This window comes from Psychrobacter namhaensis, from assembly GCF_016107545.1.
Lineage (GTDB): Bacteria > Pseudomonadota > Gammaproteobacteria > Pseudomonadales > Moraxellaceae > Psychrobacter > Psychrobacter namhaensis.
On the sequence record NZ_JABASS010000002.1, the window covers coordinates 270,570 to 290,610 of the forward strand.

At 46.9% G+C, this 20,041-nt stretch carries 14 protein-coding genes; 13 read left to right on the forward strand and 1 reads right to left on the reverse strand.

The features are described 5' to 3' along the window. The first annotated feature begins 162 nt into the window (after positions 1–162). The 6 genes from gspN to JFC06_RS03120 all read left to right on the forward strand — a co-directional run bounded on the left by gspN (position 163) and on the right by JFC06_RS03120 (position 8,637). Positions 163–987 carry a type II secretion system protein N gene (gspN, locus tag JFC06_RS03095; protein WP_198333924.1) on the forward strand — a complete coding sequence of 275 codons (825 nt, stop codon included), beginning with the start codon at positions 163–165 and terminating at the stop codon, positions 985–987. Continuing rightward, the gene (locus tag JFC06_RS03100; protein ID WP_198333925.1) at positions 988–1,884 is read left to right on the forward strand and encodes a type II secretion system protein N; all 897 of its coding nucleotides are present in this window, start codon (positions 988–990) and stop codon (positions 1,882–1,884) included. A gap of 141 nt (positions 1,885–2,025) precedes the next feature. Then, positions 2,026–4,269, forward strand: coding sequence for a type II secretion system secretin GspD (gspD, locus tag JFC06_RS03105; protein ID WP_198333926.1), 2,244 nt, complete (start codon positions 2,026–2,028; stop codon positions 4,267–4,269). A gap of 516 nt (positions 4,270–4,785) precedes the next feature. Then, entirely contained in the window at positions 4,786–5,772 is a 987-nt protein-coding gene (locus JFC06_RS03110; RefSeq protein WP_198333927.1) for a TatD family hydrolase, read from the forward strand. 217 nt (positions 5,773–5,989) lie between these two features. After that, positions 5,990–6,796 (forward strand): tRNA threonylcarbamoyladenosine dehydratase, encoded by an 807-nt coding sequence (locus JFC06_RS03115; protein ID WP_227670110.1) that lies wholly within the window; start codon positions 5,990–5,992, stop codon positions 6,794–6,796. Positions 6,797–6,837: 41 nt separating this feature from the next. Continuing rightward, complete coding sequence (locus JFC06_RS03120; RefSeq protein ID WP_227670089.1) at positions 6,838–8,637, forward strand: GAF domain-containing hybrid sensor histidine kinase/response regulator; 1,800 nt, start codon at positions 6,838–6,840, stop codon at positions 8,635–8,637. A gap of 145 nt (positions 8,638–8,782) precedes the next feature. On the opposite strand, the gene efp is transcribed toward JFC06_RS03120, so the two are convergent. Then, positions 8,783–9,355 (reverse strand): elongation factor P, encoded by a 573-nt coding sequence (efp, locus tag JFC06_RS03125; protein ID WP_193005443.1) that lies wholly within the window; start codon positions 9,353–9,355, stop codon positions 8,783–8,785. Between the two features lie 157 nt (positions 9,356–9,512). Here efp and epmB point away from each other — a divergent pair, with 157 nt between their 5' ends. The 7 genes from epmB to JFC06_RS03160 all read left to right on the forward strand — a co-directional run bounded on the left by epmB (position 9,513) and on the right by JFC06_RS03160 (position 20,012). Next, the gene (gene epmB / locus JFC06_RS03130; protein WP_198333929.1) at positions 9,513–10,520 is read left to right on the forward strand and encodes an EF-P beta-lysylation protein EpmB; all 1,008 of its coding nucleotides are present in this window, start codon (positions 9,513–9,515) and stop codon (positions 10,518–10,520) included. 194 nt (positions 10,521–10,714) lie between these two features. Then, positions 10,715–12,541, forward strand: coding sequence for a hypothetical protein (locus tag JFC06_RS03135; protein WP_198333930.1), 1,827 nt, complete (start codon positions 10,715–10,717; stop codon positions 12,539–12,541). Positions 12,542–12,861: 320 nt separating this feature from the next. Continuing rightward, positions 12,862–14,949 carry an EAL domain-containing protein gene (locus tag JFC06_RS03140; protein ID WP_198333931.1) on the forward strand — a complete coding sequence of 696 codons (2,088 nt, stop codon included), beginning with the start codon at positions 12,862–12,864 and terminating at the stop codon, positions 14,947–14,949. Between the two features lie 223 nt (positions 14,950–15,172). Next, complete coding sequence (locus JFC06_RS03145) at positions 15,173–15,631, forward strand: c-type cytochrome (RefSeq protein ID WP_193005439.1); 459 nt, start codon at positions 15,173–15,175, stop codon at positions 15,629–15,631. A gap of 51 nt (positions 15,632–15,682) precedes the next feature. Next, positions 15,683–16,642 carry an AAA family ATPase gene (locus JFC06_RS03150; protein ID WP_198334034.1) on the forward strand — a complete coding sequence of 320 codons (960 nt, stop codon included), beginning with the start codon at positions 15,683–15,685 and terminating at the stop codon, positions 16,640–16,642. A gap of 71 nt (positions 16,643–16,713) precedes the next feature. Beyond that, positions 16,714–17,751, forward strand: a complete 1,038-nt coding sequence (locus JFC06_RS03155; protein ID WP_198333932.1) for a DUF58 domain-containing protein — start codon at positions 16,714–16,716, stop codon at positions 17,749–17,751. Next, complete coding sequence (locus JFC06_RS03160) at positions 17,748–20,012, forward strand: transglutaminase family protein (RefSeq protein ID WP_198333933.1); 2,265 nt, start codon at positions 17,748–17,750, stop codon at positions 20,010–20,012. The genes JFC06_RS03155 and JFC06_RS03160 overlap by 4 nt, the downstream gene beginning before the upstream one ends. Positions 20,013–20,041: the final 29 nt, after the last annotated feature.

Consider the following 20,041-nt stretch of genomic DNA (forward strand, 5'->3'; position numbering starts at 1 on the left):
TTAAGCGGTATTGTAATCAGCCCCAGAGCTTATCAGTAGACAGAAGCCAGTATCTTTATTACCAGTATTTTGGTAAAAAGATACTGGCTTTTTTGCTGTCATCTATAGGCCATTGTTTGTTATGATAATGACGTTTTTGTCTTATATAAGAGTTGTGCCATCGTGCCTCAAATATCTGCGTCGTCTCATAAGCGTCCTCGTAAGCTGTGGTGGCTAGTCGGGTTTGTATTGTTTGCGCTATTTGTCGTGTTGCAGATGCCAGCGGTGTGGCTCCTTGAGAAGTATGCGCCAAATACGCCTTATGTACAGCACGTGTCTGGTAATGTGTGGCAAGGCTCAATCATTTGGCAGGTACCTTTATCAGCGACAGCGCTCACAGGTACGGCTGAGTGGTCGTGGCAGCCATGGCAGCTGTTATTAGGTAAGCTGGGGGCAAAGGTCGATATCCACTCAGGACAAACCCGTCTCAATGGCCAAGTCAAAATAGGGTTTAATTCGTGGCAAGTAGATAACATGAGCGGAAAAATTGCCCCTGAAACGTTAGCCCGTATGGTCAATTGGCAATTGCCCAATACGCCGATTCAGGTCAATAACGTCGCGCTAAAACGCCAGACAGGCTCAAATGCAGCAAACAACGACGCAGACAAAAAAATCGCTGGATTTAGTCAAGCGGATGGTCAGTTGACATGGGTTGGCGGTGAAATGGGGTATCCTAGCGGTAATAAGGTCTTTTACATCACGATGCCTACGATGCGTGCTGAGCTAAGTGTGGAACAAAAGAATCATCAAAACCTGTTGCACATCAATCTGTTAAACAACCAAGATAAGCGCTTAGGGGACTTATATATCGATGGCGACAATATGCTAGATGTCAGTTTGACGCAGCGTCTGTTAGAAAATATGCCTGAGTATAAAGGACAAGCGCCGCAAGATACGCCAGTCGTCAGTGTCCGGCAGCCGCTACTAAGTGGGTTGGGGACACGCTAGATGAGGAATGTTGCCACCAGTGTAAAACCCCTGATTAATATCCTTAACCGCTGCTCAGGCTGGTTGCTGTTATTAGCCATTGCTTGGTTATGCTGGACCGCCGCGCGATTGTTATGGTTATTGTTGGCCGCGCCATTAGCCCCCGCATTGCCATTAGCGCCTTTACAAAGCAGCTCTGCCTCTGACAAAGACTACAGTGGCTTGTTCGCTATTTTTTCTGATCCCGATCCTGTCACGGCGGCCGTGCAGCCGCCGCCTAACGTGGGTTTAAAAGGGGTATTATTGGCCATACCAGAGAGTCTGTCTTCAGCATTATTAGACGTCAATGGTGAGGTAAAAAATTATCGCATCGGTGATGACTTAAAAGACAGTCACTATACGCTTGTCGCTGTCGATTGGAATTCGGTTATTATCGCTGATGCGAACGATAAGCAAACCGTCATTAGCATGCCAGAAGCCATGCCACTAGACCAAAGTGCGATGCTAGCAGGCGCAGTGAGTAACCAGCGTTTGCCAGATACCAGCATGCCACCGACCGCTCCTCAGCCTGCGCAAGATATTGGGGCTGAATCGACCGAGACAGGTAGTGAAAGCAATCCGCAATCGGCCATTGAAGAGGCGGTCACGGCATTGCAAGAAAATCCAGCCAGTTATCTGAGTAGAATGGGGGTGATGGCTGCAGGGGAAAGTTATCAAGTCACAGCGGCCATGCCCTCTAAACTGCGTAACCGCCTAGGGCTTGAGCCCGGTGATAAGGTACTAACCGTAAATGGGCAGAGTGTGGGTAACAACCCTGCACAGGATGCTGGGGTACTCCAACAGGTACAGCAAGCAGGTGAAGCGCAAATAGAAGTGCAACGTGGCGAGCAAGTTATTACCATTCGTCAGCAGTTTTAGACCCAATAAACTGCAGACAGCCCCTATGTTAAATAAATAAGCAGTGGGTTCGTGCTGCGGCAAGCGGGCGAGCGCTTAGTCATTTCAGCACACAATAAACTCAGTACATACGAAGCATCATCACGGTAGGTAATCATCCATATGGTCAGTTTTCATAATTTTTCAGTCACGCCTTTGCACCATGTTTTGCAGCGTCTGATGCGGCTGTGTCGTCCTCTTTGCCTAGCCGTGCCATTGTGGGCCGCCAGTATAGGGCTTGCGAGTGCTGAGAGTTGGAAGGTTAACTTACAAGACGCTGATATCAAAGCCTTTATCAATGAGGTGGCCACCATTACTGACCAAAACTTTGTCCTTGATCCACGTATCAATGGCAATGTCACGGTGATCTCCAATAAAGCCTTGTCCCGTGATGAGATTTACCAGCTGTTTTTGAGTGTGATGCAAGTGAACGGTGTGGCCGCAATCGAGTCGGGAACCACTATTAAACTGGTACCAGACAATATTGCTAAGCAATCAGGCGTGGCTGTAGATTTGCGCGGTGACAGTGTCGGGGAGGCTCTGGCAACCCGCGTTATTTATTTGACCAATACCCAAGCTGCTGAAGTGTTGGGTGTTATTAGACCACTGATGCCGCAGTCCGCTCATGCCGCTGCCGTGCCTGGAGTCAATGCACTGGTGTTATCCGATCGTGCAGACAGTCTTAACCAGCTGACAGCACTTATTCGAGATTTGGACAGTAATGTTAATGATAGCTTGCGTGTGATACCACTGCGTCATGTCGATGCTGAGCGTATGATGGATCTGATCAGCTCACTGGTAGCAAGTGCTGCTGGTGGTCAGGCACAAGGGGGTAATCAGCTAAAGGTGATTGCTGATACGGCCAGTGATAGGCTGTTGGTTAAAGGCAGTCCTGAGATGATTGCTAAAGTTCAAGAAATGGTCAACGAGTTAGATACCACGCCCACAAGACGGTTAAGTGGTCTGCGCGTCTTTCGATTAAAATATGCCAGTGCCGGTCATATTGCAGAAATGCTACGTGGATTGCTTGCCAATCAGTCAATTAATAGCAAGGGTGCCACCTCTTCGTTAGAGTCGGCGTCACTGAACGATGCGAGTAGTACAGGAGCGGCTTTAGCTAATGATGCTAGTACCCTTAATAGTAGTGCTACGACCTCAGCGACATCCAGCACAAGCGCAAATAGTACGGGTACAGGGGTGGGTGGCCGTCCCTTTAGTATTATCGCTGATGAAACGCAAAACGCCATCATCGTCAATGCGGCACCTGAGCTGATGTTTGAGATTGAAGAGGCGGTCAATCAGTTAGACAATCGCCGAGCGCAAGTATTGATTCAAGCCGCTATCGTCGAAGTCTCAGGTGATGATGCAACCCAGCTTGGCGTGCAATGGGCGCTAGGCAATGCCAATAGTGGCTATGGGGTGATAAACTTTAACAATGTGGGGGCAAGTGCCGCCTCCCTTGCCGCCGCTGCCTTATCAGGTGGAGGTACAGCCGGCATCAGCGCAGCAGCAGGCTCGATAGCTGGGGCGTTAATTGGTATCGGTGATAGCAGCAAAGACAGCCAAGGGAATACCCAGTTTTATGGGGCTATCTTGCAGGCGCTTGATTCTTCTACCAGTGCAAACCTGTTGTCTATGCCATCGATTTTGACGTTGGACAACGAAAAAGCCAGTATTTTGGTTGGGCAAAACGTGCCTTTTGTTACGGGCTCCTTTACCACCAGTGGCAACAATTCAAATAACCCGTTTCAGACCATTGACCGTCAAGACATTGGTATTAACCTAAATGTCATACCGCACATTGGTGACAATGGCACAGTTCGTTTGGAGGTCTCGCAAGAAGTCTCGTCGGTTGTCCCTGGCAGTACGGGCAACGCGAGTGGTTTGATCACCAATAAAAGCCTTATTAACACAACGATTTTAGCCGATGATCAGCAGACCATTGCGCTCGGGGGGTTGATGCGTGACAACACCACCACACGTCAACAAAAAGTTCCGGGCTTGGGTAATGTACCCGTCATTGGCCGCCTGTTTCGCTCTGACAATGATACGACGCAAAAAAGCAACTTAATCATCTTTTTACAGCCAACCATCCTTCGAGATGGCGGGGCGGTCGCTAGTGTCACTGAGCGCAAGTTCAATCAGATGCGCGTACTGCAGTTGGTCATTGATAAAAACGGTACGATCAAACAACTGCCATTGAGTGGTACAGAAGGCTGGGATGGTAAGGTCAGTGCGGATTATGAATTGATGCCGCTTAACCCGCTTATTCCTAAGCGCAATCAGACACCAAAAGCCGCCCCTCAGGGCTTCACTAAAGTGGATAGCCCGAGTGGTGGCATAACCACTTATCCTTTGAACCGTTAATGTCTCAACAAATGGCTGTTTCATGCTCCTTTAATTAAATGACCGTCTCTTCTTGCCACCACCTTTAAAAGTATGGAGTAATGTGACAAGACGCCTTGAACGTAAGTGATATCGCGTCTTGATTTGCGTATTGATAACACAGATAAACACAGTACTTTTTATTTCCCCGTATACTAGCTACTAGTTAGGCATTGATGATGAACACTTGCTGATAAATCCTATAGATAATGATATAAAGGTAGAGGTGAAGACATTGACAAGCCATCCTAATACAAAAAAGTGGTTGATTTTAGGAGTGATTGCTACGGGTTTATTGGTGATTCCTCGGCGTAGCAGCCAAAAAGCTGATATCAACTTATCTGAAAAAAATACTGTAAAAACCAAAAGTAACATCGTTAATGGTGATCAAAGAGCAGCTAAATAGCGGCGTAGAAAAAACGCCTTTAGTAACCGTGACGGTTTTGTGGTTCACATAACGCCGCACCTTGTGAAAAAATATTAATTTGGAGTCTAACCATGACCCCTAACGACTTATCTACCGTGTCTACACAGACGCCACCTGATATTTATCCTCTCATCGACACTCATACTCATTTTGATATCCCAGTGTTTGACGACGATAGAGAGCAACTCATACAGCAGGCCTATAAGCAGGGTGTGCGACACCTTGTATTAGTCGGTTATTTATATCGGCATTTTGAGCGTATGTACGATACGAAGCAATTACTGAATAAGCGGTTGCCATCTTCTACACTAGAAGCTAACGGACAAGATCAAACCCATACCAACATTCATATTGCGCTAGGTTTACATCCTTTTTATATTGAACAGCATCGCGAAGACCATTTAAAAGAGATGGCAAAAATGATTGCTGAGCAGCGGCCGCTCGCAATCGGTGAGATTGGTTTAGATACTTTTACTGATGTTATGAAAACGCCGGAGATGTTTGCCAAGCAAGAGCGTTTTTTTAAGGCGCAATTGGATATGGCAGTGACTCATAAGCTGCCAGTGATGTTGCACATTCGTAAGGCCCACGCAGAAGCACTGGCCATACTAAAAGCACATGACTATGATGCTCATAAGATAGGCGGGATCGCCCACAGTTTTAGTGGCGGCGAGCAAGAAGCAAAGGCGTTTGTGAAGTTGGGATTTAAGCTTGGGGTTACTGGTCAAGTCACCAACCCAAACGCTAAGAAACTGCGTCGCGCTATTCAAGCAGCCGTTGACAGTTATGGTATCGAGTGCTTGGTGATAGAAACCGACTGTCCGGATATGATGCCTATTATGTGTCAGACATGGGAGGAGGATTCATCAGCGCTTAGCAGCAGTCCGACCAATGAAGAGCGTGCTACGCCAGCACATAATAGGAATGTACCAGCCAATCTAGCGTGGGTGGTGCTGAGCCTAAGTGAGTTACTTGATGTACCACCGTCTACTCTGGCCGAACAATTATGGCACAACAGTTGCAACGCTTTGCAAACGACATGGGTTTATTCTCCCTAGGCGTTGCCATCACTACCAATAGCGGACACTACCAAACGTGATTTATGAGGAGCCATTTATTGGGAGTCACTGAAACGCGAATGAAGTAGTAACGAAAGCCAGTACAACCAGAACCAGAGTAATCAACACAATCTAAAAGAGCCTATAATCTGTGATGAGTGAAACCCAACCATTTGACCAACCAATGACAGAACCTGTCGACACTGACTCTTCTGTCATGCAAGATACCAATACAACTGCAGAAAGTGAGCAGTATGAACGCCGTTTCCAAGGAACACGGACACTCTACGGCGCGTCTACAGTGGATACTTTTGCCGCCGCCCATGTCTATGTTATTGGCATCGGGGGCGTTGGCTCTTGGGCAGCTGAAGCGTTGGCTCGAACGGCAGTCGGTACGGTTACGTTGATTGATTTGGACGTGTTGGTGGCCTCTAACGTCAATCGGCAGCTACCAGCGCTAGACAGTACCTTTGGTCAAAGCAAAATTGCAGCGATGGCAACGCGTATGCGTGAGATTAACCCAAAGGTAACCCTAAACTTAATTGATGATTTTTTGACGGTAGACAATGTAGAGAGAATACTGCCCAGTCGTCATGAAGCAAAATCCGCTGCAGCAGCAGGCAGGCCTATTGTGGTGCTAGATTGTGTCGATGATATGCATGCTAAGCTCGCCATTGCCCTGCATTGCCGTTTTAATAAACTAAAGCTGGTCTGCGCCGGCGGGGCTGGTGGTAAAACAGACCCGACTCAGATCAGGGTCAGCGACTTACGCGAGAGTTACCAAGATCCACTGCTTGCCAAACTACGGAATAAGCTACGCCATGAAAAAGGCATCAATAGCACGCTAAAGGAAAAGTTCGGTATCAAATGTGTGTATTCTGTAGAGCCGCCGCGCGTAGATAAACACTGCCAAACAGGTGGCCTGCACTGTGGCGGTTATGGCTCAGCAGTCGTTGTTACATCCGTGGTAGCGATGATGATGGTGAGTGAAGCGTTACAGTTGCTGATAAAACAGACGGTGTGAGGCTGCGCGCCTGATATTATTTAATGGAGTCTATCTTGTCTATGTTTAACTCACCTACACACAGTTACCCAGTAGCGGTAGATGAAGAAGAACGCATTAATAAGCTGAGGAAGTATCGGGTACTCAATAACAATGATGAGCCTGCTTTTGAGCGCCTTATTGCGCTGGCAAAGCTGTTTTTTGACATGCCAGTAGTTGCCATCTCCTTCATGGATGAAGATACCCAATATTTAAAATCTGCCCTTGGACTTGATGGGGTGTGCCAAACGACGCGTGAAATCGCTATTTGCAATTATACGGTACTCTCTAACGAGGTTTTTATAGTACCGGACTTAGCAAAAGACAGTCGGTTTAGCCAAAATCCGTTAGTGACAGGGTCTCCTTATTTGCGGTTTTATGCGGGCGCGCCCATCATTTTGCATGAGAACAATAAAAGCTACCGTTTAGGCTCTTTATGTGTGATGGATATGAAGCCGAACCATCACTTTGATGACCAACAAGCGCAGGTATTGGCTCAATTTGCGATGATGGCAGCCGATGCCTTGCAACTACAGGATAAGCAGCGCGAAGCTAAACATGCCAATGAGATGAAGTCAGATTTTTTGGCCAATATGAGTCATGAAATCCGCACCCCAATGAATGGTATCATTGGTATGGTAGAGATGCTAGGGGAGACTACACTTAGCACTGAACAACAAGAGTACGTGGATAACATCAAAGTGTCTAATGAGCATTTGATGGCCATTATCAATGGGATTTTAGACTTATCGAAAGTAGAGTCGGGAAAAATGACCATTGATTCTGTGCCAGTTAATTTGTCTGCATTGTGCAATGAGGTGGTCAGCCTCTTTGCGGTCAAAGCCCGTCAGCGCGGTTTGATTTTAGACTACCACTATACTGAGTCGTTATCGACTTATGTGCAAGGAGACCCAGTACGCCTCAAACAAATCCTAGCAAATCTCGTCAATAATGCCATTAAGTTTACTCGTGAAGGTGGGCGAGTGAGTATCGATGTCAAACACGTGCCCAACTGCCATTGTAACGATCATGATGACCAACGTTCTAAAGAGTATGAATTTACGAGCGCTCAAAAAAGCAGTTCGGGTAAAGTTACCACTACCAGTGTGCCTAATGAAGCCATGACCTTATGTATCGAAGTCACAGATACGGGGGTGGGTATCAAAGCCGAATCATTGGAGGCGATATTTGATGCCTATGATCAGGCAAATAAATTCACCCACCGGCTCTATGGCGGTACTGGTCTTGGGCTGTCTGTGTGTAAATCGTTGGTTGATTTGATGGGGGGCTATATCGATGTAGATAGCAAAGTTGGGGTCGGTACGACTTTTAGTGTTTTATTGCCGCTACCTTCTATCGATGAGCATCAATATGAGGCGTGGCAGGGCTTAAACGATTTGTCCATCATTGCGCCCACCCATGAGCGTGCGGGGCATATATTATTGGTTGAAGATGATACGGTCAATGCGATTATCGCTAAAAAAGCGCTAAACAACAGTGGTCATACCGTCACTCATGTCACGGATGGACAACAAGCCATTGAGATTTTTGCTTTGTCGCCTGAGCGCTATGACGTTATTTTGATGGACCATCACATGCCAATTTTGGATGGTGTACAGGCCACAATCAAACTGCATGAACTCTACGATCCCCAGACACTACCGCCCATTATTGCTTTGACTGCCAATGCGATGGATGGCGAGCGCAAAAAATATCTAAACGTTGGCATGCAGGATTATTGCACTAAGCCTTTTAAACAAGAACAGTTGAATGCGTTGGTTCAATACTGGCTGATCCAAAAACAATCCTCAGCAGAAGAATAGGGGCAAAGTGCTCTATTAAGGGGCATCCATAGTGACCGCCCCACGTAAAAAAAGCGGAGCCACTTATCACGTGGTTCCGCTTTTTTATTGAGAACTAGAGAACAGCCATTTATTGTTTAAAGGCGATGCTATAGTTTACAGGTGATTAGTTGACGCGAGTTTGGTAGTCACCAGTGCGAGTGTCGACACGTACAATTTCGCCTTGTTGTACAAACAAAGGTACACGTACTACCGCACCGGTTTCTAGCTTAGCAGGCTTACCACCACCGCCAGAGGTATCACCGCGCACGCCAGGATCCGTTTCCGTGATTTGTAATTCAACAAAGTTAGGCGGGGTGACTGATAAAGGCGTGCCGTTGAATAAGGTAATAACGCATAGGGCATTGCTATTTTCTTTTAGCCATTGAGGCGCATCACCCATCGCATTTTTGTCCGCTTGGATTTGCTCAAAGCTCTCTGGATGCATAAAATGCCAAAACTCACCATCGTTATATAGATAGTTCATTTCAGTGTCCATCACGTCAGCAGCCTCTAAGCTGTCGCCTGATTTAAACGTTTGTTCCAATACTTTACCACTACGAAGATTACGCAACTTGACGCGGTTAAAGGCTTGGCCTTTACCAGGTTTGACAAACTCGTTTTCAAGGATGGCGCAAGGATTGCCATCGAGCATAACTTTTAGACCAGCTTTAAATTCATTCGTAGAAAAACTTGCCACAAGAGACTCCTAGGGGTTGTAAATATGATGATAGGTCGTGCTTACTGTACAAAATGCTGTGGTTACGCCAAGTGCTTAGAAGGTAACGGCTATACTTTGATAGGGTACACCGTAAGGGCGTATAATAACGCCTTTTAGGCACAGATAGTAGGCTGTCATGATAAACCATTTAATCACACAAAAAAACTGGCAAACGCAATTATCCGAAGCCATTACCTCCGTTGATGAGCTGCTAAGCATCCTACAGCTCGAATCCCTACGCGCAGAGGTCTATGTGCCTAAGCACTTTGAGCTGCGAGTACCGCGCGATTTTGTGACAAAAATGACCATTGGTGATCGTAATGATCCTTTATTAAAACAGGTTTTGCCAGACCAACGTGAGCAGATCAAGGTAACGGGCTATGTGGCGGATCCCCTAAGCGAGAACACGCAAAATCCAGTAAAAGGGATGCTTCATAAGTACCAGTCGAGAGTGTTATTGACCATTACGGGCGCTTGTGCGATTCACTGTCGCTACTGCTTTCGTCAGCATTTTGACTACAGTGCCAATATGCCAACGGCGGATGCGAAAGAGAATATTATTAACTACATTACCGCCCATCCTGAGATTAATGAAGTGATTTTAAGTGGCGGCGATCCGTTAAATGTGACAAACAGGCGTTTATTTGCGTGGTTAGATACGCTAGAGGCCATACCGCAGCTCACCACAGTTCGGCTACACACTCGTCTGCCTCTGGTCATTCCAGCGCGTTTAGACGAGGCACTATTGGACCGACTGTCTCAAAGCCGCTGTCATATCGTGATGGTGATTCACTGTAATCATGCCAATGAAATCGATGTCATGACGGCACAGTACCTACAGCGCGCTCGGGTAGCTGGCGTTACTCTGCTCAATCAAGCGGTCTTATTAAAAGGGGTTAATGACAGCGTTGAGGCTCAAACACAATTGAGCCAGCGTTTGTTTGCCTCTGGGGTGCTGCCTTATTATTTGCATGTCTTAGACAAAGTGGCGGGTGCAGCTCACTTTGATCACGAGGTGCGCTCGGCAGTTGCGCTCTATTGGTCATTGCTGGCGGCACTGCCCGGTTATCTAGTACCTAAGCTGGTCAGAGAGCTGCCCAATAGACCTTTTAAGGTGCCGATTGATATTTACAGTGACACTTAATAAGAGCGCTGTGTTATATTAAAAAAATTAGTCAACAAAGAGTGGTTATTAGGAAGTAGGTAGATCAGTTTGGTTGTAAGGCGCGCGGGTTCAACAGTAGTATTCTCTACGAGTAGCCAAACCTTATGTTATGACTAAAATTTGTCTCATTTGTAGGTTAAAATGAGGTCACGCCCTAGTTACTAGGAATACTGATGATCACTTTATCGACTTTGCAAGCGTATCTATCTGCTCCAGAATCCCTATCCCCTTCCACGAATCAGTCGGTCAATGGCCAAGCGCATTATTTGCTCAAGTTGTTGACCACCTTACCTTCACAAACACAAGCGAGACAAGCTGAGCACTTAGAAAAAGTACTCACGATATTACGCGGGACCAATATAGACGAGCAGCAACGTCTTAAACTCACAGCGGCTGTGATCGCAGCCTCAGACCAACTGATTGCCACGCTACGGCAGTACTATATTTACGAAACAGGAGCGCTCAGTGATGCTCAGTTAGCGTATGTGGCTCAGACAAAGTCATTGTACTATCTCACTATTATGGTCTATGACACAGTGATACGCCATAAAACAGCACGGCTAAAATCTCAGCACAAACCCTCCAAAAACAAAGGCTGGCAGCGCTACTTTAAGACCGATAAGCCGGCATCAATGACGCTTGCTGTTGCTATTTACCAAACACTGCTAATGTACCAAAAACTACTGGGTGAAGATGCGATTTGCTATCAAGCCGCCTCACCTTACTTATGGTCAAAAATCAATCAGCTGTACCATCTTGCTTATCAGTACCACCTAGCTGACATTGATGTGAGAGCAACTGGGATCATAGTCACCCACGCTGCTAACACGATACATCAGTTATACTGCCAAATTTGTTTGCACAGCTTGTTAAATATGTGTGCCATGCGTCGTCCGCATATCCTACTCGCACAACGTTTGTTACCTGACTGGGCCAAGCACCTCGTTGCAACGATAGAGCCAAAAACTGAGACACGGGTATTTGTAGACTTGCAAGGTAATCATCCGCCCACCTATCTGACGGCCAATTCCGATATCAATCCATACGACGATTGCTGCCACTATTTATTTATAGACTTGGTACCGATGGTTGAGTATTTTGAATCCCGTATAAAGGCCTTATGTAGTGAGAACAGCGAAGGGGTTGAGTGTTATTTGTTAAATAAAATATCGATGATGATCGCTTATCGATATTTACAGCGACCATTCACGCAAGCGGCTAAGACTCAGGCCAAACGAGCGGCCACTTTGGTTACAGGCTTTAACAACATTCATTACCGTGTGAGTTGTTCGCCCAGCTTTGCAAGCTTGATTGCTACGGAGCAGCTGCCGGAAGAACAGCGCCCTCGTTACGATACCGTTAGTCAGAAACAAGCCAGTATTGACGTAGTCATCAGCGAAGCTGTTGATGGTCACGGTGATAACTCCGTGTTTCGTACCCTACAATTATCAGAAACATCAGACAGGGGATTGGCTGTTAAAAAAGGGGTATTACAGACAATATCAAGTTGTGCTGATGTCGTAGCGTGTGACACAGGTGTGCTGAATAAAGAGCCGCGCCGCAACGAAAAGGTTAATGCTGTGGTTGTTGATAATGATGTGGCTACGACGGCACCGCCATCACTATACATGATGAGTCTGTTTTTAGTTTGCCGATCTGACCCGATCACACCACCTGATTGGACACTGGGGGTCGTGCGCTGGCTGAATCTTGATACTAAGCGTCCAATGATTGAGTGGCAAGTGCTGGGACATAAGCTAGTGGCTTGTGGAGTGCGCTTAGAAGGTAGAAAAACGCGTGGTCGTCATTTTGTCCCAGCGTTTATTGTTGGTAAGAGCGAGCAGCTACAAACCACGGGTACCCTGATAGTGCCGACCTCCTACTTTCAGACGGATGATAGAGTCATCATGCGTGTTAACACGAAACAAACCCCGCTGCGTCTGGGGCCCAGATTGTTTATCACGGATGAATTTAGCCAGTATGAGGTGGTCAGACTATAGACTGTTTATGGTTTTATTAAAAACAGCCATGTAGTGATATAAAGAAGTGACTCCTTAGATTTTCTTTTATACTCTCCCACTAGATAATGATGATAAGTTAACCTGCAACCCGTTGGATTATTGTCTATAATGACTGGTAGTATTACGCCAGTCTATGTGTTGCCTTTGGCTGACCAGCATGGCATCCTAATCTCAACAAGCATGCCCGTATGATAAAAGTCGCTTAGCCTAATTCCCATAGTGCTTGCTTGATTTTTGCCAAAGGTATCCGGTTTTAATAGTCAGACATAAAAAAGATCACAAGATTCAAAAGGCTTCTTATGCGCACTCAGTCCGTCTTAAACCTATTAGTCATCGATGACGATCAGCTCTACGCTGAGCGCCTTGTGCACTTGTTAGATGGTTATTATGACACCATAAACTTGGGGTTTTTAGACGATAAAGAGGAGCTGTTAAAGCTGCTGCGGCAACCTTGGGATGTATTGGTATTTGGCAACGCCTATGATATGAGCTTTACGGATGTCGTGGGCATCGTACAAGAGCAAGGTGTTGATCTGCCGATGATCTGCCTGATGAATGAAGAGATGGCAGCGAGTGCTAATGATGACGAAGGATTCCCTGATATTATTAGCGGTACGATGGTCAAGGCTCTTAAAGTAGAGCAAGAAATGGCCGTGGTGATGTCTATTTGTTTGCAGCACGACAACTTACGTAGTCGCCGCGAGCTCAAAATGTTACGGCGTGTACTCTCTGAAGCAGAGCAACGTGCGAATGTCTTGATTAAAAACTCTAAAAGTGCGGTTGCCTACATAGACCAAGGTATCCATATCTTTGCCAACGATCCTTATCTGCAGCTTTTTGGTTTTGAGTCGATGAATGATGTCATCGGCGTGCCTATTATTGATCTGATTGCTGGTGGTGATAACGTTAAGGGTTTCAAAAAATTCTTACGTCAATTCGATAAAGGCAGCCGTCAAGAAGTCGAGTTTGAGTTTGAAAGCGTGCGGACGGACGGTAGTACCTTCGAGGCGAAATTACAGCTGGCCGCTGCGACCTTAGATGGCGAGCCGGTGACTCAGGTCATTATTCAACAGAATAACACTAACAGTGCTGAGGTTGCTAAGCGGTTGGCAGAGGCTGAGCGTAAAGACAGCTTGACTGGCATTGACAATCGCCGCGGCTTTGAAGAGGAGATGGCAAGAGTACACCAGCAAGCGCGGCAAGGTCAGCTGACGGCGGCACTATTATATATACAGCTCGATAATATCGGTAAGATTAGCAGTAGCTTGGGTTTGCAAGGAATAGATGCGACCGTGAAGCAGGTCGCCTACACGTTAGATGAATTGATAACAGACGGACATGTGAGCCGTTTTAGCGACACTGGCTTTACTGTATTGGTAGAAGATAAGACAGCCGCTGAGCTTAAAAAACTGGCTGAGGTTATTGGTTCGCGTATCCGCGACATGCTTATCGAAGTGGATAAGCGTACGATCAGTACCACTGTTAGTATTGGTATTGTCAAAATTGAACAAAATACAGCAGAGCCTAGTGTGGTGCTTGAGCGTGCTATGGATGCTATTCATCAGGTCATGGTGGAAACCTCTAATCATGGCGGCACTTATCATATGTACGACCCAAGCGAACATGCCAATAGTGATGATCACGCGCTTGCTGAGTCTTTGATTGATGCCATTGCCAATAATCGCTTTGAGCTTTCATTTCAACCAATATATGACATTAATAATGATCGTAGTGATTTCTTTGAAGTGTATCTGAAATTGCCGCTGGCAGATGCTGACAACACAGTATTGACCCCTGATCAGTTTATGGGCGTTGCCAAGACCCATAACTTGCTCGAAAAGATAGATCGCTGGGTGTTGATTAATGCGTGTAAAAAAGTCAATGAGGTACGTAAGAACCATCCTGAAGCCCGTCTGTTGATGCAATTGACCAGCGCTTCATTAATCGATAAAAAGCTTCCCAATATTGTCAGTCAGCTGATAAAAGCGGTGGGCGGTGCCGCTGGTACGCTAACTCTTCAGTTTAACGAAAAAGCTATCTCGGATCATTTAACCGTCGCGAAAACGCAGTTTTCCGCACTGAGTCAAGTCGGCTGTCAGATGGGTATTAACAACTTTGGTTCTTCGGCCAAATCTATAGAAATCGCCAGCTTTGTACAGCCAGACATGGTGCGTTTGGCCCGCAGTTATACAGAAGGTCTTGAGTCAGCGGATAATTTGGAAGCGGTTAAGTCCCTTATCGTGCGTACCAACGACATCAATGTCGATGTGTTGATGCCTTATATTGAAGATGCCGCGACCATGTCCATTTCATGGAGCGTGGGCGCGCGTTATCTGCAAGGGTATTACTTAGAAGAGCCGAGCAGCACTATAAAGGTTGTGAATTAAACTAAATATTGCCTAATAGTTTGGTGGTCAGGTCCAGCCAACCAGTATTACTGCTGTCGTTTAAGCGTTATTTGTTGGTGTAAATACTGATAAATAACGCTGTATTTTTATAAAAAGTTATTGATAAGTGACAAATGATTTTGCTTTATACGTGCTTGCTCATGGCATCATGATTTATGTCGCTCACTCATGACTGACACTCCTCAACCAAAGATTGCCAAAAATGTTTAAGATCAGTAATTGTCAAGTAAGCGCTCTTTTTGCCGCTGTTTTATTACTCACTGCTTGTGAGCGTGTGCCCCCTGATCACCGTGCTCCTGTGACATTGCCTCTATATACGGAGGGTGATGTTGATAATGGGGCGATCATCTATCAAGACGCCTGTGGCCAGTGTCATCAGCTCAATGCGGGTCTCAATAAAAAAGGGCCACAGCTGATGAACATATACGGAGCGCCAGCCGCTGACTTAGAGGATTTCACCTATAGTCAAAGCTTAGAGCAATCAGGTTGGGTCTGGGACGCAAAAACCCTTGATCCTTACATTGCCGATGCCCAAAAAGTCATGCCAGACTCAAAAATGCTGTCAAACCCTATGCCTGATGCCAAAGAGCGTGCCGATGTGATCGCTTATCTGTCCTCGCTCCGTGCTGCGCCGCCGATCGTAGAAGACAGTACAAAGTAACCTTTAATTGATCCTTCTGATTCCCATAAATAAATGAGCCAGTAATTGACTATGACCCATGCAGCGACCGACTATCACCACAATCAGCAAAAAATCGCACAGCTAATGGCGCAGTTAAATCAAATTGTGCTAGATAAGCCGCAGGCGGTTAAGTTGGCGCTCAGTGGCATACTGGCCGGGGGGCATCTGTTACTGCAAGATTTGCCAGGGATGGGTAAGACGACTTTAGCGCAAGGATTGGCACAGCTGCTGGGCTTGAGTTTTAGCCGAGTGCAGTTCACCAATGATATGTTGCCTGCAGACATCTTAGGCATGAGTATCTATGACCAAAGTAAACTGAATTTTGAGTTTCGTCCTGGACCCATTTTTACGCAGCTGCTGCTTGCCGATGAGATTAACCGCTCTAGTCCTAAGACGCAAAGTGCGTTGCTAGAAGCCATGGAGGAGCGACAAGTGACGCAAGACGGACAAACCTATCGTTTGCCGCAGCCATTCTTTGTGATAGCGACGCAAAACCCGCTGCAGCAAGCGGGTGTCTATCCCCTCCCTGAATCGCAACTTGATCGTTTCTTACTGTGTCTATCATTAGGTTATCCATCACCTGCGGCGGAGCGCGAACTGTTAAAAGGCCAAGATCGCCGTGAACTGTTAAAAGAGTTGGACACTGTGCTTGATACAGAGGCTGTTTTGTTAGCCCAGCAAGGGGTCAAGCAAGTGTATGTCGCGGATGTGGTATTGGACTATCTACAAAGGCTGGTTGCCAAAACGCGCACCAGCCAAGAGTATCATGGCTTATCACCGCGTGGTGTGTTGTCCCTGCAGCGTGCCGCCCAGGCATATGCCTATGTATCGGGACATATGGAGATGACGCCTGAAGACATTCAAGCGGTATTCGCAGCGGTCACTGACCATCGTTTGGGACAGCGTTTTGTCCCTGCGCATGTAACGGGTGGACAAGCACCGCAGACCATCGCGCAACGTATCTTGGCAGAAGTGCCCGTTATTGTCTAAAAGCTTGTTGTCTAAAAACTGTCGCCAAATATCATCATTATCGTCAATTCTAGGGTAAGGGTAGGGTCGTCATGAACTTTTTACCAAAAGCCTTAACCGTCCCCATTTCCTCAGCATTAAGTCGTTGGTTTGCCTCGCGCGCGCCCAAAAAGGACAGTGCGACGCTCAATTTGCGTAATGTCTATATATTTTTTAGCCGTGAAGGTATGCTGTTTGCGGTGTTATTGGTCATCACCTTTATTGCAGGTATCAATTATGGCAATAATTTGGTGCTGGGTTTGTGTTTTTATCTTGTCAGTGTTTGGCTCATCAGCTTTCATGTGACCTTTGCGCACATCTCAGGCCTGCAAGTACGCTTGTTAGAAGTAACGATGGCTGAAGCAGGTGCGTCTATCTGGGTCACTTTGCAAATACGTAGCGATAGCCGCCAGCCAAGACGACAGTTGTTGTTCAGTTTCGAGCAGTCCCATCATAAGACTGATAAAAGGGCTAAGAAAAAGACTAAGAATAATGAGGATAGTCAGCATTCTGTCTTGGTGACACAGCTACAAGGTGAGCAAGTGATTCGTTTGTCTGTGCCGACTCATACTCGGGGACAGCTTGAATTACCACGGCTAACAATAAAAACGGTTTATCCTTTAGGTATCATGCGTGCGTGGTCCTATGTGTATTTTGCGCGTACCACTTGGGTCTACCCAAAGCCAGAAGCCTTTGATTGGCAAACGCCGCACACCGTGGCACACTTAGAGGATTTGCCAACTGGCGGACAGTATCGGCAAGGGCAAGATGATTTTGAGCGACTAGACAATTATGTCGAAGGGGAGTCGCTGGCTCGTGTTTCCTGGGGGCATGTGGCACGCGGTCAGGGTATGTTCACCAAGCATTTTGCTGATCCTGTCGGTCATGAGCAAACCTTAGATTATGTTGATATGCCCGCAGCGCATCATGAGCAAAAACTGTCACAACTGGCCTATGGTGTGATAACACTAGGACAGCTAGGCGTCCCATTTACAGTGCGTTTACCGAATGACGAGCCCTCTGCTGTACCGATGGGTGAAGGCGACGGCTTTGCGCAAGCTTGTTTGCTAAGATTGGCGAAAGTACCATGACCGACTCTCAACGTTTCATAAATACGCCTGCTACAAACGCATCTAGAGAAGTATCTGCTGTCAGCACGGCGGGTTTTGAGCGTTTGGCACTGGGTCAAAGCCCTGTTGAGCGAAGCAACCTTGCTAGCGAAGACAAATGGTATCGCAAGCTATTGGCGTTGCCTGCCTATTATTGGGTGCTAATTACTCAAGTTGTGGTTGTTTTACCTCATGCTGCTCACTTGCCATTATGGCTAATGGGGTTTGCGGTCGTCAGTATCATGGCCCAAATGCCACAGGCGAAGGCACGGTTTAGAGAAATACGCCACTTAAAACGTGTGTATCAAGGCATGCAAATGCTTGGATTTTTATTGGGCTTGGTAGGCTTATGGTTGACCTATAACACGGCATTTGGGCTGGACATGGGTGTGGCGTTTTTGGTGCTATGTCTTATCAGTAAGCTTTGGGAGCTCTATAAGCGCCGTGATGCCTATGTGATATTGAATTTATCGCTGTTTGTGCTTGCTGCGCTGTTTTTAATGGATCAAGGCCTGGTGACTACGCTAGAAGTGATCGTCGGTGTGGTGATTGTGTTGTTAGCATTCATTGCGCTAAACGACGACGGCAATACTCGCGGTGAGGGCCGCTTGCGTACTTTAGGCGTACTGGGTATTGGGGCATTGCCATTGTTGGTTGTGCTGTTTTTGTTCTTCCCGCGCTTGCCACCGCTATGGTCAGTACAATTATCAGGACAGCAAGCGACCACGGGTGTGTCCGATAGCATGTCGCCTGGTGACTTTGCCAGCTTAGGTCAATCAACGGAGCTGGCTTTTCGGGTGGCGTTTGCAGATGACCGTCCACCGCAGCAGCAGCTTTATTGGCGAGGGTTAGTCTTTAGTGATTTCGATGGCGTCACATGGCGCCCAAGCTCGCAGCAGAGAAAATGGCAACCTTCACGGCCAGTGCCTACTTGGATCGAGAATGCATTGACGACCGTCCCTGACGAGGTAAAAGCCGCCCCTACCAGTTACGAGGTTATTTTAGAGCCCACGCAACAAAGCTGGCTATTTGGACTCGACTATCCTTTTACTCAGAGGCAAGACGTCAGTATCACCTCAAACTTTACCTTGCTCAAAGATCAACCCGTCACCCAGCAGCTTCGCTATGATGTCTTACAGTTTGCGCCGATGCGTATCGACCCCATTCTAGATAGCGAGTCACGGCAGCTAAACCTTGCACTGCCAGCTGATGGTAATCCACAAGCAAGAGCACTGGCTAAGCAGCTTTTTGCCCAGTCAGGGTCAGATCCAGTTCGCTATATGAATGCTATTGAGCGCTGGATTCATCAAACGGATTTTCGCTACACGCTATCACCGCCCCGACTAAATACCAACCGTATCGATGAGTTTTTGTTTGAGACCAAAGCGGGGTTTTGTGAGCATTATTCTTCCAGCTTTACCTTTATGTTGCGGGCAGCGGGTGTCCCAGCACGAGTAGTCGCGGGCTATCAAGGTGGTGAGCTGAGCCGCGGCGGCAATGTCTGGGAAGTGCGACAGAAGGATGCGCATGCTTGGACGGAGGTCTGGCTTGAGGGGCAAGGCTGGATGCGGGTAGATCCGACGGCTTTTGTTGCGCCTGAGCGCGTGGAGCAGGGTATGGATGCGGTGACTCAGTCACAAGGAGCCGCCATGTTTGGGGATGGCGCTGAGGCCCAAATCAGTTATCAGCAGTATCAAATGCTCCAATCCTTGCGGCGTTTATCGGATCAGGCCAGCTATTATTGGCAAAAAGACGTGGTCGGCTATGATCAGGATATGCAGGCAGATTCGTTGTTAAAGTGGTTCAATATCCGCTCAATCATGCAGCAAGTTGTCTGGTTAGCTGCTAGCGCGATTATCGTCATGGTGGTTTTGATATTCATCATTTGGCAACGTCGACGCAAACGTTGGCATCCAGCAGACCAGCCGCTCGTGCAGCTCTCTAAACGTCTGAGTAAGCGTGATACTTTGCTGGCGCGAGAGGATCACGAAGGGCAATTGGCTTGGCTTGAGCGCTTGATAGCAACGGTTGATAACCGCGACAGTCATGCAAATACTAAAAATGATGCCGTTAATAAGTCAGAAAAGCGGGCTAATCCAAAAGACAGGCAAGCAAAAATGGTGCGCATTCAACAAGATTATCGACAGTTACGCTATGGGCGTCTAAGTACGCTTGAAATCAGTCACAGTGAGTACCAAAAAGCGCTAAAGCAGCTAAAGAAAAATGTACGCGAATTACGCTAAGCGCTTTGTTTTACGTTAGATCATAAACA

Excerpts from the sequence above, each read along its gene's own strand:
- JFC06_RS03115 (WP_227670110.1), top strand. The coding sequence starts at position 5,990 with ATGCAAGATACCAATACAACTGCAGAAAGTGAGCAGTATGAACGCCGT.
- JFC06_RS03100 (WP_198333925.1), top strand. The coding sequence starts at position 988 with ATGAGGAATGTTGCCACCAGTGTAAAACCCCTGATTAATATCCTTAAC.
- epmB (WP_198333929.1), top strand. The coding sequence starts at position 9,513 with ATGATAAACCATTTAATCACACAAAAAAACTGGCAAACGCAATTATCC.
- JFC06_RS03140 (WP_198333931.1), top strand. The coding sequence starts at position 12,862 with ATGCGCACTCAGTCCGTCTTAAACCTATTAGTCATCGATGACGATCAG.
- JFC06_RS03135 (WP_198333930.1), top strand. The coding sequence starts at position 10,715 with ATGATCACTTTATCGACTTTGCAAGCGTATCTATCTGCTCCAGAATCC.
- JFC06_RS03110 (WP_198333927.1), top strand. The coding sequence starts at position 4,786 with ATGACCCCTAACGACTTATCTACCGTGTCTACACAGACGCCACCTGAT.
- JFC06_RS03120 (WP_227670089.1), top strand. The coding sequence starts at position 6,838 with ATGTTTAACTCACCTACACACAGTTACCCAGTAGCGGTAGATGAAGAA.
- JFC06_RS03155 (WP_198333932.1), top strand. The coding sequence starts at position 16,714 with ATGAACTTTTTACCAAAAGCCTTAACCGTCCCCATTTCCTCAGCATTA.
- gspD (WP_198333926.1), top strand. The coding sequence starts at position 2,026 with ATGGTCAGTTTTCATAATTTTTCAGTCACGCCTTTGCACCATGTTTTG.
- JFC06_RS03145 (WP_193005439.1), top strand. The coding sequence starts at position 15,173 with ATGTTTAAGATCAGTAATTGTCAAGTAAGCGCTCTTTTTGCCGCTGTT.
- JFC06_RS03160 (WP_198333933.1), top strand. The coding sequence starts at position 17,748 with ATGACCGACTCTCAACGTTTCATAAATACGCCTGCTACAAACGCATCT.
- JFC06_RS03150 (WP_198334034.1), top strand. The coding sequence starts at position 15,683 with ATGACCCATGCAGCGACCGACTATCACCACAATCAGCAAAAAATCGCA.